17 protein-coding genes and 1 pseudogene are annotated in these 17,899 nt (G+C 29.4%); 16 read left to right on the plus strand and 2 right to left on the minus strand.

Annotated features, from left to right (window positions below; genetic code table 11):
• Window positions 1-117 precede the first annotated feature (117 nt).
• From PEPCATONIAE_RS06120 to PEPCATONIAE_RS06135, 4 genes are read left to right on the plus strand one after another with little or no spacing between them, the layout of a single operon-like run.
• A complete protein-coding gene (locus PEPCATONIAE_RS06120) occupies window positions 118-1,929 on the plus strand; it encodes a KAP family P-loop NTPase fold protein (RefSeq protein WP_035112632.1) in 1,812 nt (603 codons plus the stop codon).
• Between the two features lie 15 nt (window positions 1,930-1,944).
• Window positions 1,945-2,688, plus strand: coding sequence for a hypothetical protein (locus tag PEPCATONIAE_RS06125; RefSeq protein WP_035112631.1), 744 nt, complete (start codon window positions 1,945-1,947; stop codon window positions 2,686-2,688).
• A 1-nt stretch (window position 2,689) separates the two neighbouring features.
• Window positions 2,690-3,982 carry a Qat anti-phage system QueC-like protein QatC gene (qatC, locus tag PEPCATONIAE_RS06130; RefSeq protein WP_035112630.1) on the plus strand — a complete coding sequence of 431 codons (1,293 nt, stop codon included), beginning with the start codon at window positions 2,690-2,692 and terminating at the stop codon, window positions 3,980-3,982.
• Complete coding sequence (locus PEPCATONIAE_RS06135) at window positions 3,969-4,688, plus strand: TatD family hydrolase (protein ID WP_035112629.1); 720 nt, start codon at window positions 3,969-3,971, stop codon at window positions 4,686-4,688. The genes qatC and PEPCATONIAE_RS06135 overlap by 14 nt, the downstream gene beginning before the upstream one ends.
• Window positions 4,689-4,695: 7 nt before the next feature.
• Here PEPCATONIAE_RS06135 and PEPCATONIAE_RS06140 read toward each other — a convergent pair whose 3' ends face one another.
• Complete coding sequence (locus PEPCATONIAE_RS06140; protein ID WP_138160230.1) at window positions 4,696-6,027, minus strand: relaxase/mobilization nuclease domain-containing protein; 1,332 nt, start codon at window positions 6,025-6,027, stop codon at window positions 4,696-4,698.
• A 1-nt stretch (window position 6,028) separates the two neighbouring features.
• On the minus strand, window positions 6,029-6,385 hold the full coding sequence (locus tag PEPCATONIAE_RS06145) for a plasmid mobilization protein (RefSeq protein WP_138160232.1): 357 nt from the start codon (window positions 6,383-6,385) through the stop codon (window positions 6,029-6,031).
• A gap of 573 nt (window positions 6,386-6,958) precedes the next feature.
• On the opposite strand from PEPCATONIAE_RS06145, the pseudogene PEPCATONIAE_RS08700 reads away from it, so the two are divergent.
• The 12 genes and pseudogenes from PEPCATONIAE_RS08700 to PEPCATONIAE_RS06200 form a co-directional block, all read left to right on the plus strand.
• Window positions 6,959-7,081 (plus strand): annotated as a pseudogene (locus PEPCATONIAE_RS08700) (TetR/AcrR family transcriptional regulator); the annotation flags it as partial.
• A 60-nt stretch (window positions 7,082-7,141) separates the two neighbouring features.
• Window positions 7,142-7,540 carry a hypothetical protein gene (locus PEPCATONIAE_RS06150; RefSeq protein ID WP_229771246.1) on the plus strand — a complete coding sequence of 133 codons (399 nt, stop codon included), beginning with the start codon at window positions 7,142-7,144 and terminating at the stop codon, window positions 7,538-7,540.
• A gap of 170 nt (window positions 7,541-7,710) precedes the next feature.
• On the plus strand, window positions 7,711-8,304 hold the full coding sequence (locus tag PEPCATONIAE_RS06155; protein ID WP_001006067.1) for an MptD family putative ECF transporter S component: 594 nt from the start codon (window positions 7,711-7,713) through the stop codon (window positions 8,302-8,304).
• Window positions 8,305-8,991 carry an energy-coupling factor transporter transmembrane component T family protein gene (locus PEPCATONIAE_RS06160; RefSeq protein ID WP_138160235.1) on the plus strand — a complete coding sequence of 229 codons (687 nt, stop codon included), beginning with the start codon at window positions 8,305-8,307 and terminating at the stop codon, window positions 8,989-8,991.
• 12 nt (window positions 8,992-9,003) lie between these two features.
• On the plus strand, window positions 9,004-10,419 hold the full coding sequence (locus PEPCATONIAE_RS06165; protein WP_138160237.1) for an ABC transporter ATP-binding protein: 1,416 nt from the start codon (window positions 9,004-9,006) through the stop codon (window positions 10,417-10,419).
• Between the two features lie 3 nt (window positions 10,420-10,422).
• Window positions 10,423-12,135 carry an ABC transporter ATP-binding protein gene (locus PEPCATONIAE_RS06170; protein ID WP_138160239.1) on the plus strand — a complete coding sequence of 571 codons (1,713 nt, stop codon included), beginning with the start codon at window positions 10,423-10,425 and terminating at the stop codon, window positions 12,133-12,135.
• 1 nt (window position 12,136) lies between these two features.
• The gene (locus tag PEPCATONIAE_RS06175; RefSeq protein ID WP_138160241.1) at window positions 12,137-13,879 is read left to right on the plus strand and encodes an ABC transporter ATP-binding protein; all 1,743 of its coding nucleotides are present in this window, start codon (window positions 12,137-12,139) and stop codon (window positions 13,877-13,879) included.
• A 2-nt stretch (window positions 13,880-13,881) separates the two neighbouring features.
• Window positions 13,882-14,136, plus strand: a complete 255-nt coding sequence (locus tag PEPCATONIAE_RS06180; protein WP_229062801.1) for an AAA family ATPase — start codon at window positions 13,882-13,884, stop codon at window positions 14,134-14,136.
• A gap of 41 nt (window positions 14,137-14,177) precedes the next feature.
• Window positions 14,178-15,542: an MATE family efflux transporter gene (locus PEPCATONIAE_RS06185; protein WP_138160245.1), complete on the plus strand. Its 1,365-nt coding sequence runs from the start codon at window positions 14,178-14,180 to the stop codon at window positions 15,540-15,542.
• Between the two features lie 239 nt (window positions 15,543-15,781).
• Complete coding sequence (locus PEPCATONIAE_RS06190; protein WP_047199838.1) at window positions 15,782-16,192, plus strand: sigma-70 RNA polymerase sigma factor region 4 domain-containing protein; 411 nt, start codon at window positions 15,782-15,784, stop codon at window positions 16,190-16,192.
• A gap of 435 nt (window positions 16,193-16,627) precedes the next feature.
• Window positions 16,628-16,837, plus strand: coding sequence for an excisionase (locus PEPCATONIAE_RS06195; protein ID WP_006700838.1), 210 nt, complete (start codon window positions 16,628-16,630; stop codon window positions 16,835-16,837).
• 77 nt (window positions 16,838-16,914) lie between these two features.
• Window positions 16,915-17,899, plus strand: a 985-nt coding sequence (locus PEPCATONIAE_RS06200; RefSeq protein ID WP_138160247.1) for a site-specific integrase, incomplete at its 3' end; no start/stop codon positions are given.

Here is a 17,899-nt window from a genome sequence, read left to right on the forward strand (position 1 = left end):
TATTTTCATCAACGGTATTTGGAAAATCTATTGATTTTAAAAAGCTGGAAGAAGAACAAACTAATTGTAAAATTTAAATAACTTTTTATCAAAAAAAGTTTGGAGGTTAAAAATATAATGTGGAAAGATAGTGAATCAAAAATTGACTATATAGATTTTGAATATATAGCAGATCTAGTAAATTATATAATTTTAGAAGATAGTTTACTACCAGCAAGTATTGGGGTGTATGGAGATTGGGGCAGTGGAAAATCAAGCATTATGTCAATAAGCCAAAAAAGGTTGCAAGATGAAGATGATAAGGCTTTGATTGTTAATTTCAACGCATGGTTGTTTGAGGGTTACGATGATATTAAAACAACAATTATTAACTATCTTTTAGACTCAATAGAAGAAAAGAAAAAGTTGGGAAATACAGCAAAAGAAATCTTGCAAGGATTGAGGAAAAGTTTGTTAAATATAAACTTAATACCAGTCATATCAAAAGGTTTTTTTGCTGCACTGTCTACATTTAGTACCAATCCCTCTGCAAGTAAATCAGAATTAATCCTTGGTCAGTCTGAGAATATAAAAGAGTTTATTAACACGGTTAAAGATAATTATATTGAAGCGACATCTGATGAGAAAATTAGAAATGAAATATCAATGTTCAGAGAAAAGTTTGGAGAGTTAATTGATACAACAGACATTACCCGTGTAGCAATTTATATAGATGAAATTGATAGATGTTCCACTGATACGATTTTAGAGCTTTTTGAGGCGATGAGACTATTTATGTTTTCTGGTAAAGTAGCTTTTATATATGGAGCAGATGAAAGGCAAATTGCTTATGCAATAAAGCAAAAATACTCGGAAGATATATCGGATAATGGTTCAAAAATAGATATTGGTAAAGAATATTTAGAAAAAATCATTCAATATCCTGTGCGTATTCCTAGAATGAATGTTGCTGAAACAGAGATTTATATAACATTATTATTAAGCGAGAATATAGTAGATGAAGATGAGTTTTCATCATTAAAAATGGATTTAATCAAACAATATAGAGAAAAATTATCAAGGGTATCTTTACCAGAAGAAAGCAAAGACAATGAACTTATAGTTAAAAATTTTACATTAGCAAAAAGGATAGCAGAACTTTTAAATTCGGGATTAAATGGTAATCCTAGACAGTTTAAAAGATTTTTAAATGAATTTGAATTAAGAAAAAGAACTGCTGAATTAAAAAACATTGAGATTGATGATCAAGTTTTAGTTAAGGTAATGGTCCTTCAATATGTAAAACCATCGATATTTACAGATTTTATTCAGCTACAACAAGAGAACAAATTAGATGAGATTTTGAGCTATTACCAAGAGATTGAGAATGAAAAAGAATCTGATGAAGATCAAAATATTAAATCTAAAGCAAACAATCTAAAAAAAGAGAAAAAGATAGATAAAAAATGGAAAGATGAATGGTTTGAGCAATGGGTTAGAATAGAGCCCAATCTTATAGATCATGATCTCAAACCTTATTTCTACTTATCACGTAATAAAGGGTTAGACTCAATTACATTCGGAAAAGCATTATCTAACGATGCTATTCAAGTTATTAGAGCTTATTTATCAGGGAATGACATTGCTAAATTAAACGCTGAGGAAAATATTAATAATCTTTCTTCTGTCGAACTTAACTTAATAGTTGAGCAACTTTCTGAAGAGTTTATTAAACAGCCTGAAGATAAGAGGTTAGGCGTATTTAAAGGTTTAATCGATTTAAGCACTAAAAGAAATGAGTGTGCAGATTTTGTAGTAAGAAAAATATCTGAGTTGCCTATAAATTATATGACTAAACCAATGAAGATGTACGCTAATAATCTAATAGATTTAGAAATACCAGCAAGTAGCGAAATGAGCAAAGTTGTTAATAGTTGGAATGATAAATAAAGATGGAGGTATGTATTGGGTACATCAAGTTCTTTTAAAGGTAAAAAAGGAAATGCATTATTACCAAATGACTTTTTACAAGAAGATAACAATAACGATGATAAAGACAATAAAAAAGATTTAGATAAACCGAATTGGACATCAGCCAAAACATCCATGAGTAAATATATTTCTTCTGGTGGGAACATTGGAAGTTCGAAGAAAGTTGTCAGTAATTATATTGGGGCAAATGGTGGAGCTAAAGCTTTCTCATCAAGGCAAGGGATAAGTTCCGCAGGGAATAATTTTTCTAATTTATTGAGTAGTATAACAAAAAATGGATTTACTACTACGATTGCTTCATTAGGAAATCAATTTATAAATAAATCCACGGTAGAGTCTATATCGCTTTTGGCAAATTATGTAGTAGAAAATTCTATATCAAAAGATGATATAGCTATAAGGAGTGCTACAGTAAACACTTTGGAAGAAATGAACTTATTGTTAGGTGACAAAGATTCTTTAACTGAAATTGAATCAAAATACTTACTTCAGTATTTTACTAGGGAATTAATTTGGCAATTAATGTTAGTTGATTACGGATATTCATTTGAAAAAAAGGGAAGCAATATTCAAGAAGCTATTAGGATTGAAAGAGATATTAAGGAATATATTCAAGCTTGCGTTGAGGTGGGATTTAATTCATATAAAGATAATTATTTCACTGAAGATTCATTTAATAAGATTTTAACTTCTTGCTTAGAGATTATGGAGGAATAAAATGAGAATATATTGTACAAATGAATCAATTGATAATATTCCTGAAGGATTTGATGAAAAACTAGATATAACAAATAAAAAAGATATTGGCTTTAATTTCTGGGATAATTACATTAAGTTAGAGAAAGAATTTTCAAAATTAGCCATTGATTTATTATATTTATCGATTTTTGTTTTTGTAGCTGATCGAATAGTAAAAAGAGATACTCAAAATGATGGTTGGACTAGGACTATCAAACTAAATATTCCCGTATCTGACATTGATTTTTGGAACTCTCAAAAAGTATTAGTAACTGATATGTTGAATTTTTTAAGTGGTGACAATTGGACTTTTGAATTTAGACCTAAAACTGTGTATCAAGAGCAAATATACTATTCATCTAAAAAGTATAAAGAGTTGAATAAGAGGAGCTATGACAAAATTTGTATGTTTTCAGGTGGTTTAGACTCTTTTATAGGAGCAATAGACTTGCTTGAAGATTCAACCTCTTCAATATTACTAGTTAGTCATTATGGCGGAGGAAAAGGAACTAAAAGCTATCAAGATGATATTTTTAAAGCTGTAAAGAATAAATATAAGTTAGATGATAGAGATCAGGTGCAATCATATGTTGTTGCTAAGAATGGTAAAGAAGATACAACTAGAACAAGATCTTTTATGTTTTTTTCGCATGCAATTGTTTATGCCTCAGCTTTTGGTAGAAAAACTCAGCTATATATCCCTGAAAATGGTTATATCTCTTTAAATGTTCCTTTATCTGGATCAAGGTTTGGGAGCAGCAGTACAAGAACTACACATCCATACTACATGAAAAAATTACAAACTTTAATAAATAATATGAATTTAGATATTAGAATCATTAATCCATATCAATTCAAAACTAAAGGTGAAATGATGAAAGAGTGTAAAAATAGTAGCTTCCTAAAAGAGCAGTATGTTAATACTATGTCTTGCTCACACCCAGATAATGGTAGATTTAAAAAAGAAAAAACATCAAAACACTGTGGAGATTGCATCCCTTGCATAGTTAGAAAAGCAGCTATAATATCAGCTTATGGGAAAGATGAAACGGAGTATAGACATAAAAACCTAGAAAAATCTGAAGCTGGAATCTTAAACAGAAATGCTTTTTTACAAATGCTTGAAAAGCATAATCCCAAAAAAGCGGTATTTGAGATACAGAAATCTGGTCCATTAACAGATAACTTATTTGAGTTTGCAGACGTTTATAATAGGAGTATAGAAGAATTAAATAAAATATTTAATGAGGTAGATATGAATGAAGTTGATTGATTTTCATTGCCATCCAGATTTATATAATGACAATTTTAAAATGTTAAACAATGGTAATAAAATAGTTTTTATGACAAATTTACCAGTTTTGTTTGAAAGATACTATCCAAAATATAAAGATTCTAAAAATAATTTTTTAGCTTTAGGCTATCATCCAGAATTGATTGAAGAGTACCCTAATTATTTTGAAAAATTTAAACAAAATTTGTATAAGACAAGGTTCGTAGGGGAAATAGGTCTAGATAATTCTGAAAGAAATAAAGAATCTTTTGAAAAACAACTAAGAATATTTCGAGAAATAATGGATGAGTGTAATAAAAGTGATGGTAAGATTATATCAATTCACTCAAGAAAAGCTGAAAGTTCTATATTTGAAGAATTAATTAATAACAATAATATATACATTCTACATTGGTACACAGGAACTCTTAAAAGACTCCTAGATGGTATGATGAAAAATCAAAACATATATATATCTGTCAATTTAGATATGACAACAACAAAAAAAGGTGCTGATTTAATTCACAGTGTACCTATAGATAGAATTGTTTTAGAAACAGATGCTCCTTTTACAAAAGAAAGTAAAAAAAGATATGATTATAAAATATTAGAAGATACTATTGCTCAAATAGCAAAAATAAAAAAATGTAATTTAGAAGATGTTACTATTCAAATCCAAGCTAATTCAAAGAAGATATTAGGATAGGAAGTAGTTACCTCTCTACTTCCTTCCCATAATAATTTTCATAGTTTTTTCTATACTGAACAAGGTCAGAAAATTGTTCTTTATTCAAAGAATACTCTTGCATAAGGGTGTTCTTTTTTTCTTGCAATTTATCGAGCTTTGATAGTATTTCTTTTGTCTTTGGTAGTTTTTTATAGTTTTCTAAGATCTCTTTAGCGGCTATTTTATAGACGGAAAGTTCGCTATAATACTCCTCTGCAAATTGCTTATCTTCAGGATTTTTCTTGTAGTATTTATATATTTCACGATACTTATTTATAGTATTAATATTTTCCATATCTTGGGATAAACTCTTCATTTCAGTTTCAATTTTCTTTATTTTATCTAATAAGCCTTGTCTATCATCAGCAGATTTTTTGATCAGGTCATCGAGTTGAGTAATTGAATTAATTCCCTGTTCTCTTAATTTAATTATTGAATCAGCCATTGTTTTGATATTATGTTTTCTTGCCCAGATTTCGTAACCTTTAGAGGATTGAGCTTTTTTATTAGTAGATATATCAATAACATTTCCTACACGTTTTTTAATAGTATTAGCTTTGTTTTTAATAGCTAAATCTATTCTTTCTTTGATTTTTTCTTCGGTATAATCTTCTCCGATAGTTTTAGCTCTTGTAAATCTTTGCTTATCTTTATGACGAAAAGCAATGTGTTTACCAAACTTAATTTCATAATCAAGGGATTTCATATTTTCTAAAAATTCTTCCCACGAGTTAGACTTATTAATCATTCTATCTATATCAAATTGCAGTTTAGACTTCCAGGAATTTCCCTTCTTGTTTTGGTCATATTCATACCAAGACTTACCAGCAGTTTTATATTTTTTCTTGTAAGCTTCATAATATTCATCAATGACTGAAAGCTTATTTTCTTTACATAATTCATCACTTTGATATCTGATTTTATGATAAGATTTTTTGTTAGATTGGTAGCATTTACCAGTCTTGTAATTAACATTATTAAAAATAATATGGTTATGGATATGCCCTCTATCTATATGAGTTGCAAGAACAAACTCATAATCTTCTTTTAAAATTTTCTTACATAATTCCATTCCTATATCGTGAGCTTTTATAGGATCAACCTCTCCTGGTAGAAAAGATTGAATTAAATGTCTAGCCAGAACTGTACCTTTAGTATCATTGTCTTCTCGTGTTTTCATAAATTGAATATGGGCAGTAGATGGATGACAGTTAAATGAAGATACCAAGAATTTTTCATCAGTTTTTTCACTCTTAGTTATATAATCTATTGCCAAATTTAGAGTTGATTTTATAGGATGTATTTTTGTAATTGCCATATTAGTCACCAGAACTTTCTTTTGATTTATTAAGAAGTAGGGAATGGATCTGCCATATTTCTTTTGATAATTTTTCTATTTGCTTATTCATTTCTTCAATTTCATTTTTGTAAATAATGCCAGTTGTATTAGTAGCCTTGGCGATCTGGTTTATGTTATTTGTAGCATTTGAAAGAAGCCATTGTAAATTTCTAAATGGTTCTAAATCTACAACATATATCTCTTTTTCTAATACACATTTTCTAAGAAAATGGGACATGGTTTTGCAATTAGCAAGTTTCATTTTCTTTTCAAATACTTCTTTTTCTTCTTTAGTTAGTTTTATTTCTATTCTTTCATTTCTAAATCTATTTGCCATCTTATTCTCCTTTATAAAATATGTTTCGGGGTCTTAGGGTTCTCCCTAACAAGGTAAAAATTAAAAAAATGGAGCATTCCGTAAAGGGCTGCTCCATTAATTTTTTCGTAAGTGTCCGTACACTTACTGTGCTTGCTATTAAAGTTATAAGCGCTAGCTATTAAAGTTATAAGCGCTAGGCGTTTATTCAGTTCTATTAATTATACCGCACTTATCGAAGCTAATAAACAACATAGAATAGATTTCAAGGAATATTTCAATATTAACAATATATTCTAAAAATGACAATTGTTTATTCTGCTAATCAGTAATGGAATCAGATAAGTTGTATAAATCTAAAATAGTTGTTTTAGACAATGTGTGTCATGATTGTATGGTTGATCTAGAAAGGAGATTAGTAGCAGACCTAACAAGACAATTTATAGAGAATTAAATAAAATGTTATCATAAAAAAATATATTTGATAGCGATTATTGACTTCATTAGTTTCTTTATGCTAAAATAAAGTAAACGGTGTTATCTTAATTTGGGAGGTGAAACTTACTGAGAGACAAAGATGTTACAATAAAGAAAATATTAAAAAGTGCAAAAAGCGAGTTTACAGAGCATGGATTCGAAGAGGCTTCTATTCGCACTATTGCTAAAAATGCAGGAATTACACCTGGTGCAATATATAAGCATTTTAAATCTAAAGAAGATATTTTTAAGGTACTTGTAAGTCCTATACTTAATCACTTATACAGAAGAAGTAAAGAATTGACAAATCAAGCGATTGAAGAAATTAAAGTAAATGGTTTACAAGCTTTTGGAGAAAAATCTGATGATAGTAATAGGGAATTATTGGAATTTATTTACCAAAACGATTCTATAGTTAATCTTCTGTTTAACTGTTCTCAGGGTACGGAATTTGAATCAATTCGTCATGATTTAGTGAATCTTGAAGTGCAGGGTGCTAAGAAATTGATCGAGGTTCTTAAAGAAAAAAAGATTGAAGTAAATGATTTGAATGATGATGAACTTCATGTTCTTTATACAATGGCATGTACACCTTTATTTGAGGTAATCACACATAGGTATTCATATAATGAAGCCTTGAATTTTATCGATATGATGGAGGCAGCAATGAATTTTGGTTGGAGGAGGATTATTAAATGAAAACATAATATAAAATTAAAAATAATAAATTTTGAAATCGGGTTAATCCCGATTTTCTGCGTTTTATGGAAAGTAAACAAAAATAAGAAAAATTTACCAGTAAAGATTATTTTGAATCAATCATATTGCAACTGGTAAATAAATATAAAAATTTAAAAGGAGGTATTCAAATGAATGAAACAAAATTAAAAACAAAAGATTTAGTTAACATCGGCATTTTTTCAGTGATTTATATGGCACTATCCATGGCGGTAATGATTATTCCAATACTTTCACCGATACTTTGGTTATTATGGCCAGCAATGACAGGCATAATATGTAATTTTATTTACATGTTGTTGGTCTCTAAGGTGCCAAAACCAGGAACGGCTTTACTTTTGATAGCAATTACAGGGATTATATATTTTGCTATAGGAGAATGCACTTTTACAATTGTCATAACTTGCGTTATTGCAGGAGTTTTAGCAGAAATTACTAGAAAAATTTTGGGATATAAAAGTCAAAAAAGCGTAATAGTATCTTCAGGATTGATTTGCATTGGGTTGATTGGCTCACCATTGCCTATGTGGTTGTTCCAAGAATCTTATATGAAATCTATTATTAAAATGGGAATGAGTCCAGAATATGTAAATAAATTACAAACTTTAATTTCAATTCCAACACTTATCGGGATGATCATTACTGCATTTATTGGAGGAGTCATTGGTGCATATATAGGTAAAGCAATGTTCAAAAAACGTTTTGAGAAAGCTGGAATTATGTAAATGGAGGGTATTGTAAGAGGCATTATAAAGCTAAATCCACTAACTGAAATCATTTTTTTGATTTCAGTTAGTATTATTAGCTTTGCAAATAATAGCTTAAAATTAGATGTTTTTATTCTTTTAATGGCTGCTATTATAGCCTTATTTATGGGACTTGTTAAAATATCTTTAAAGGCATTATCTATGTTTGTATTATTACAGGGGTTGAAATATTTTGTTTTGCCGATTCTGCCAGATGTCATCTCAGCACATTTTGGATTATTGGTGATTCATGCTCCTAAGTTAATACCGATTTTTTTAGTTGGTCAAATTCTTATAAAAACTAATCCTATACGAAATATTATGTATGCCCTAAAAATGATGCATTTTCCAAAAAGCCTGATTATTTCTTTGGCAATAAGCATCAGATATTTTCCATCTTTAAGAGAAGAAAAAATATTAATCTCAGATGCAATAAAAATAAGAGGCGTGACTGGATTTAAAAAGATACAATTAGGACTAATATCATTAATAGTTACAGCTTCTAATACCGCAGATGAATTAGCTCAGGCTATTACAGTAAGAGGGATAGAAAATCCTGCAAGAAAGACTTTTATGGATGATACAGGATTTAATATTTGGGATATAGTAATTATTCTATTATGCATTCTGATGTTCTTTAATGTAAAGTTCAAGTTATTTTTATAAGAGGTACAAAACATGATTAGTATAAATGAAGCTTCATATTCCTATAAGAGGAGCTTAGAAGATCAGTTAAAGGAAATTTCAATAAAGATTAATCAAGGAGAAGTTATCTTATTATGTGGAAAATCTGGTTCTGGGAAAACAACTATAACAAAATTAATCAATGGATTGATTCCTCATTTTTTAGAGGGAAATTTATTAGGAAATATTTTTATAAATGGGATAAACACAAAACAAATGAAGATATATGAAATTTCTGAAAAAGTGGGAACAATTTTTCAAAACCCCAAAACACAGTTTTTTAATTTAGATTCAGATAGTGAACTAACATTTGGATTAGAAAATTTAGGTGAAAACCCTGATAAAATAAAAAGACAAGTTTTTAAAGTGGTACGTGATTTGGGAATTGAAAGATTAAAAAACAGAAATGTTTTTATGATGTCAGGTGGAGAAAAGCAATTACTTGCTATTGCATCTATTTATGCTACCAATCCAGATGTATATGTGTTTGATGAACCCTCTGCGAATATTGATGAGTATGGCATTGAAAGAATAAGAGAGATGCTTATAAATCTTAAAGCTCAGGGTAAGACAATTATTATTTCTGAACATAGACTCTATTATTTAATGGATTTAATTGATAGAGCTATTTATTTACAAGACGGAAAAATAAAATATGTTTTTTCAAATGTGGAATTTTCTTCGATTAGTAACGAATCACGAAAGAAACTGGGACTTAGAACTTTTGTAAGAAAGAAAAATGATGATTTTGCAAATCCTGTCACATTTTGTGAATCTGATGACTTTGTAGTTTCAAATTTAGAATATGAAAATAAGAAACAAAAAATTTTAGATAAGATAAATATTTCCGGAAACAAGGGAGATATTATTGCAATAACAGGTAAAAATGGTCAAGGAAAAACAACATTAATGAGAATTTTGTGTGGACTGTTGAAAGAAAACGAAGGAAAAATAAGCTATAAAGGAAGTCCCATAAAATATAAAAAACGAAGAAAACTTTGTTATATGGTTATGCAAGATGTAATTCATCAGTTTTTTTCGGAATCTGTAAGAGATGAATTTAGTTTATTTGATTCTAAAATAGATGAAAAGCAAATAGATAATATTCTAGAAAAATTAGATCTTAAAAAATTAGATAATCGTCATCCTATGTGCTTATCAGGAGGTCAAATGCAGAGACTTTCTGTAGCATTGGGGATGTTAATGGATAGAGAAATTATTATTTTGGACGAACCAACGAGTGGACTTGATTATACAAATATGCTCGAAATAAGCAAAGTCATTAAAGAATTTTCAAATAATAAAATTATATTTATTGTTACGCATGATAATGAATTGATTGATAGTACATGTAATAAATTATTGGAGATTTGCGATGGCAGAATAAAAAGATTTTATGAAAGAAGGTAAAAGATGGATATCTTAAAGGGACATAAAAGCAAGATTTTCGCAGCTGTATTCATTGCGATAATAGGAGTAGGATTTGGTGTAATACCTTATTTTTCTGTAGCAGGCATTATTAATAACTTGGTTGCAAAAAATACAAATTTAAATAATTATTATCCATATATTTTTGCTGTATTTTTGGGATTTTTGGCAAGTATATTATTTCATGAAATATCTACTATTATTTCTCATAATCTTGCCTACAGGATTATTGAAGATAAAAGAAAGTTATTAGCTGACAAATTAAGTAAAATTTCTATGGGAGAAGTTGAAAGAAAAAGCAGCGGACAGTGGTCTCAATTTATGGTGGAAACACTTGATAAAATGGAAAAACCGATTGCTCATGTGATTCCAGAAGTTATTGCTAATATATTCATTCCTATAGTATTGATCATAACAATTTTTATAATGGACTGGAGAATAGGAATTGCAAATTTACTTACAATTCCATTGGGATTATTGTTCTCAATGTTAATGATGCGAGGTTATGAAGAAAAATCTAAAAGATACCAAGAAGCAGCTAAAGCTATGAATACGACAATGGTTGAATATGTAAATGGTATTAAAGTTATAAAAGCATTTAATAAATCAGCATCATCATTTGGGAAATTTAGAAAGACTGTTGAAGAGAATAAGAACGCAATGCTTGATTGGTATTTGAGTGTTTGTTTTTCAATGACAGCAACTATGGAAACTATCCCGTCAACTATGGTATTCGTTTTACCAGCTTCCTTGTATTTCTTTATGAAGGGTAGTGTTGAAGTAGGGACTCTTATCACGTGTATATTGCTATCATATGCTTCATATAAACCATTAATAAAAGCTATGAGTCATATGGAAACAATAGCAAATATAAAAGTTGTATTTGAAGAAATAAAAAAAATAATGGAAATTCCTAACTTAAAAAGAGGAGAAGAAGTAAGAGATATAAAATCTTATGATGTAGAGTTTAAAGATGTTACATTTGCATATGAAGAGTCAAAGAATGTATTAAATAATATTTCGTTTAAAGCAAATGAAAATGAGTTAACTGCAATCGTTGGAAATTCAGGTAGTGGAAAGTCTACTATTACAAAACTAATCGCAGGATTTTGGAATGTTTCTAATGGAGAAATTTTAATTGGAAAAACAAATTTGAACGAATTGCCTTTAAAACAGAATATGGAGCTTGTTAGCTATGTGTCGCAAGAAAACTTTCTTTTTAATAAAACAATATTAGAAAATTTAAAGATGGCGAAGGAAGATGCGAGTATGGATGAAATTAAAGAGGCTTGTGAAAAAGCGAGTTGCTATAATTTTATAAAGAGCCTACCAAATGGATATGAAACTATTGTAGGAAAGGGAGGAGCAAATCTTTCTGGAGGAGAAAAGCAAAGAATTGCAATAGCTAGGTGTTTTTTAAAGAATAGTCCTATTGTACTACTTGATGAAGCAACAGCATATTCTGATCCTGACAATGAATCAGTTATTCAACAGTCTATTGATAAGTTAATTAAAGATAAAACAGTGATTATGGTAGCTCACAGGTTATCTACAATTGTAAATGCAAATAAAATAATTGTGGTGGATAATGGAGAAGTAATTGAAGAAGGCACTCATAAACAATTACTAGAGTTAAATGGGAGATACAAAAAAATGTGGGATGTATATACAGAATCTAAAGAAATCGAGGTGATATAAAGTGAGAGAATTGATAAAAACTTTATATGAGGTGTCAGGGTCATATTCAAATAAAATAACAAAAATGCTTATTTTTGATGTATTTAAGGGAGTATTTGAAGGAGTTTCTTTAGGTGCAATTCTATTATGTTTGACCAAAATTTGTGAAAATATATTCACGAACCAAAGCATTTTAATGAAAGATGTGTATATTGTTTTTATTATTGCAGCTATAAGTGTGGTGGGAAAAATTATATTTGGATATCTGGCTGATAAAAACAAATATATTGCTTCGTACAATTTAGGAGCAGAAAATAGATTATATATTGGTGATCGTTTAAAAAATGTAAACATGGGATATTTCAGCACAAATTCTTTAGGGAATATAGCAGGAGCATTGTCAACTGTTATAGGTGAACTTGAAACAATAGGAGTTTTTATTATTGAGCAAATGCTTGTAGGTACAATACAGACACTAATTATGGTTATTTTCATACTACCTTATGATTTTGCAACAGCTATAATTATATTGTTGACTTTGATTGTTGGAACCTTAGTAAACTTATTCACACAAAAAAGCACAGATCAACTAACAGAGAGATTGTTAGGACTTAAATTGGATTTAAGTGAAAAAATGCTTGAGTATGTAAATGGGATAGGAATAACTAAAGCATTTGGAAAAGATCAAAATACAGTCAAGGAACTAAACGAAAGTATTACAAAAAGTCGCAAAGGCTTCCTTGCTGTAGAAAAAATTTTAGTTCCAACACAGTTTTTATTCTTGTTAGTATTTAAACTTGGTATTTGTGTGATAATTTTTAGTTCTATCATAAGATATTTATCAGGGGATATTGAAGTTACTAAAGCTATTATATTAATTGTTATGAGTTTTGTTGTTTTTTCTGGATTTGAATTAGCAGGAAGTATGCAGAGTATTAAGGGTGTTGCTGTACGAAATCTTAATACTGTTATAAATTTAAGAAATTTACCTGTAATTGAAGAAGGTGAAATGACAGAAGTAGATAAAGCAGAAATATCAATGAACAATATTTCATTTTCTTATGGAAAAGAAAATCTTTTCAATAATCTAAGTATGCTTGTTCCAGATGGAAAAACAACTGCTCTTGTTGGATTTTCAGGAAGTGGTAAAACAACACTTTGCAATTTAATGGCGAGGTTTTGGGATGTAAATTCTGGCGAAGTAAAAGTTGGAAATCTAAATATTAAACAGTACAAGTATGATGAATTGCTTTCAAATTTTAGCTTTGTTTTTCAAGACGTGTATCTTTTTGATGATACCATAAAAAACAATATTAAGTTTGGTAATCCAAATGCAACAGATGAAGAAATGATAGATATTGCCAAAAAAGCTCAGTGCCATGATTTTATTATGAAATTGCCACAAGCTTATGATACTGTTTTGCAAGAAGGGGGTTCAAACCTATCTGGAGGTGAACGCCAGAGAATATCTATTGCGAGAGCTATGTTAAAGCCAAGTAAATTTGTAATTCTTGATGAGGCAACTTCAAGCGTAGATCCAGAAAATGAAAAACAATTATTGATTGCTTTGAAAAACTTATTAAAAGGCAAAACTGTTATTGTAATTGCACACAAGCTTTCTACTGTAAAAAATGCTGATCAGATAGTTGTTTTAAAAGATGGTGTTATAAAACAAGTAGGAACACATAGTGAACTTGCATCTAAACATGGAATATATAAGGATTTTATTGAAATCAGAAAACAATCTGAAAAGTGGAAGATTTAAATTTGAGTAATAGATCAATCTTAATTTTCGACGAGCCTACAAGTGGTTTGGATTTTAGGAATATGAAAGAAGTTTCTAATGAAATGATGAGGCTTAAAGAGGACGGAGAAACTATTTTTATTATTACACATAACCCGGAATTAGTAGAATGCTGTTGTGATTATTTTATGTTTATGGAGAATGGAAAAGTCAAATGGCATGGTATTAAAGATAAAAAGGATATGGAAAAAATCAGGGAATTCTTCGATCAAACTTAAAATTTGCTTAAAAAATATGGATGAAAAAAGGAGGTAATTTTATGAAACAAGATATGAAAGAACAATTATTAAGCAAAAGACCTATAGACCTACTTTTTCAATTATCTATACCTGCTGTAATAGGAATGATAGTAATAGGTCTTTATCCACTTATGGATGGAATTTTTGCAGGAAATATTATAGGGCAAACTGCAATGACAGCTTGTGGTGTAGCTATGCCACTTACCTTTTTTAATAGTGGAGTATCTACACTCATAGGTGTAGGTTCAGCATCAGTTTTATCAAGAGCTATAGGAAAGGGTGACCAAAAAACAGTTGATAAAATTATGGGGAATTTAATCTTTTGGGTTATTCTATTTTCATCAATTATTACAATAGGCGGAATTTTACTTGCACCACATTTTTTAGATATGGTTGGAGCAAGTGGAGAAATTAAAGAATATGGTATCAGATATTTACGAGTAATTTTCATTGGTTCTTTATTTGTAAACTTTACTCAATCAGCAAACATGGTTATGCGAGGAGAAGGATTAATGAAAAAAGCAATGCTCATTATGGGGCTAGGAGCTTTTTTAAACATAATTCTTGATCCCATTCTAATGAAATTAATGGGAAAATATGCAATTGAAGGGGCTGCACTTGCAACTATTACAGCACAATTTGTTCAAGCAATAATAACACTCCATTACTTCAAATATAAAAGTAAAGCAGTAAAAATAAATAAAATCAAACCTGATCAGGAAATAAAAAAAGAAATGTTTGGCGTAGGGTCATCTGCTATGATGATGCAAATTTTATTTATGATTCAACAAACAATGCTATATAAAATGTCATTTAAATATGGCGGAGATACAAATGCTATCTTGATGGCAGCAACACTTAGAATATATGCCTTTTCATTCATTCCACTTTGGGGAATGAGTCAAGGTTTACAACCTGTAGTTGGTACAAATTTTGGAGCGAAAAAATACGACAGAGTAAAAGAAGCTATGAAAGTATTTTCTATCGGAGGATTAATTCTTGCATCAATATTTTGGATACCAGCATTAGCATTTTCAAAGAATATACTTTCCTTATTTGGAGTAGAAGAAAGTATTATAACTCAGGGAATAGGAAACTTTAGACTATTTTATTCTATCTTTATTCTATATGGAGTAATGGTAATGACTATAACATTCTTTCAATCAATAGGAAATGCTAAAAAAGCTGGCATAATAGTAATGCTAAGACAGTTATTTTTGTTCGTACCTGCCATGATTGTTTTGCCAATGATATTTGGAGTAAAAGCAGTATGGTTTGCTGAACCCCTTGTAGATTTAATTATGATAATAGCTGGTGTAGTAATGATGTTTGGGGAATTAAATAGGATGGATAAAATTGGTTTGAAAAATTCAAGTAATGAATAATGAGTGGATTGATTTAAAAGAATGGAGGTAAAATATGCAAAAAAATATAATTAAAGTAAATTTACCTTTTTTCTTTGGTTTACGCTGTTTACAAGTTAGATAACTCAGTTAAAAAATTAAATAAAATTACTATTAGAAAGAGTTTCTTTCATTCTAGAGGACTAACCATGCCCAAAAGCAGGAGTCCTCCTTTTTTTGTCTGAAAACATAAAGACAAAAAAAGAATGGAGGAAACATAAATGACAAAAGAATATTACCTTTATGTCGGTGGGCAAAAAATCAAAGTAAGTGAGCAGATATACAAAGTCTACTGGCAAGAAAGAGAACACGAAAAATATTTAGAGCAGGTGGACAAGAAAAACCACTTGCTATTTTTTTCGTCTCTAAATCACGATGGGAATTTTGAAGATAATCTAGAAGATAAAAATGTTGATGTTGAAAAAGTTGTAGCTACACAAATGATGATTGAAGCACTAAGAAATGCAATGTCAAAGTTAAATAAAGATGAACGGGAAATAATTGAAAGATTATATTTCAATGATGAAACACTTCGTGCAGTAGCAAAGACTCAAAATATATCACATCCTGCTTTAATAAAAAGACGAGATAAGATTTTAGAAAAACTAAAGAAATTTATAGAAGAAATATAATTTCTGGTTACCAAAGAGGGCAAATTTTCCTTTATAAAGTGAGGGGAGTTTTGTCCTCTTTCTATTTTAAAAGAAATTTAAACAATATTTGAACCTTAACAATTGAATAGACCAAGACAAGACATTAATCATTTTTGGAGCGTAATAACCTATCCGTCAAGATCTTTCTGCTGAAAAATTCGGCAAAACAAGTACTGCTAAGCTAAAAGCAAGGGAAGAAGAAAGGGAGCGATAAGTAAGAGTTTGAATATAGGGAGGGATACCCTATTCGCTACGAAGAAAATGAGGATAATGATACTTCTAAGGTTGAAGCCGGCTCATCCTGAACAGAGGCGGAGGTGAGATTCCTATGTTGCTAATCCAAGGCACTTGTCAATGTCAAAAAACTTTAAAAATATTAAAATAAATATTTTAAATATATTATTTGGAGGATTTATGATTAACGAAAATATAAAAGGTGTTCGTGTTTCTGAGAAAGCATTTCTAACATTAAAAGAAGCATCTGAATATTTTAATATTGGTCAAGATAAAGTTAGACAATTAACGGATGAAGATGATTGCGATTTTGTATTATTTAATGGTAGTAAGCGTCTTATTAAGAAAAAGTTAATGGAAGAATATTTAAATAGACAGTTCTCTATTTAATCTAAAACTATATATAAAACACGCTTAATGCGGTATAATAATTATAGCGTGTCTTTTATCAAAAAAGGAGAATTTTTATGGTAAAAAGACGCAAAGATAGTAAAGGGGTTGTTTTAAAAGACGGTGAATATCAAAGGTCAAATGGCACTTATGAATTTAAGTGGCAAGACAAAATAGGTCGTAGAAAATCTATCTATGCGAAAACTCTAAAAGAATTAAGAGAAAAAGAATTAGATATTTTACGCAATACTATAGATGGAATCAACAACGAAGGAAGTAGCTTGTCTGTAAATGATACTTTTAAGCTATGGACAAAGGTAAAAAGAGGTTTAAAGGATAATACCTTTAAAAATTACATCTATATGTATCAACAATTTGTAGAACCGACTTTTGGTCGCATTAAACTATCTGATATTAAAAGATCTGATGTTAGAAGTTTTTATAACAGATTAAAGGAAGATCAGGGATTGATGGTTTCTACCATAGATTGTGTTCATACTGTCTTACATCAGGTTTTAGAATTAGCAGTGGATGACGAATATATAAGGTTTAATCCGTCTGACAATGCTTTAAAGGAACTGAAAGTAGCTTATCGAAATGAATCTCCGAAGAAAAAAGCCATGACAATAGAAGAACAGGTGCTATTTGAAGAATATTTATCTAATAGTGATGAATATAAAAAATGGTATCCAATATTCATTGTTATGCTTTGGACAGGCATGAGAGTTGGAGAAGTCACAGGATTGCAATGGGACGATCTAGATTTTGATAATGGTCTTATAAATGTAAATAGGACTTTGGTATATTATAGTAAAGGTAAAGGATTAAACAATAGATATGCTATTAATACACCGAAGACAGAATCAGGTAAGCGAAGTATTCCTATGGTTCAAAAAGTAAAAGATGCTTTTCTTATGGAAAGAGAGTTACAAAAAACTTTTGGAATCGAATGTTGTGATTCAATCGATGGATTTAAAGACTTTGTATTTTTAAATAGATTCGGAAAGGTTCACAATAATGGAACACTTAATAAAGCTTTAAGAAGAATTGTTAGAGATTGCA

The organism is Peptoniphilus catoniae (assembly GCF_901447155.2).
In the GTDB taxonomy this organism is placed as follows: domain Bacteria; phylum Bacillota; class Clostridia; order Tissierellales; family Peptoniphilaceae; genus Peptoniphilus_E; species Peptoniphilus_E catoniae.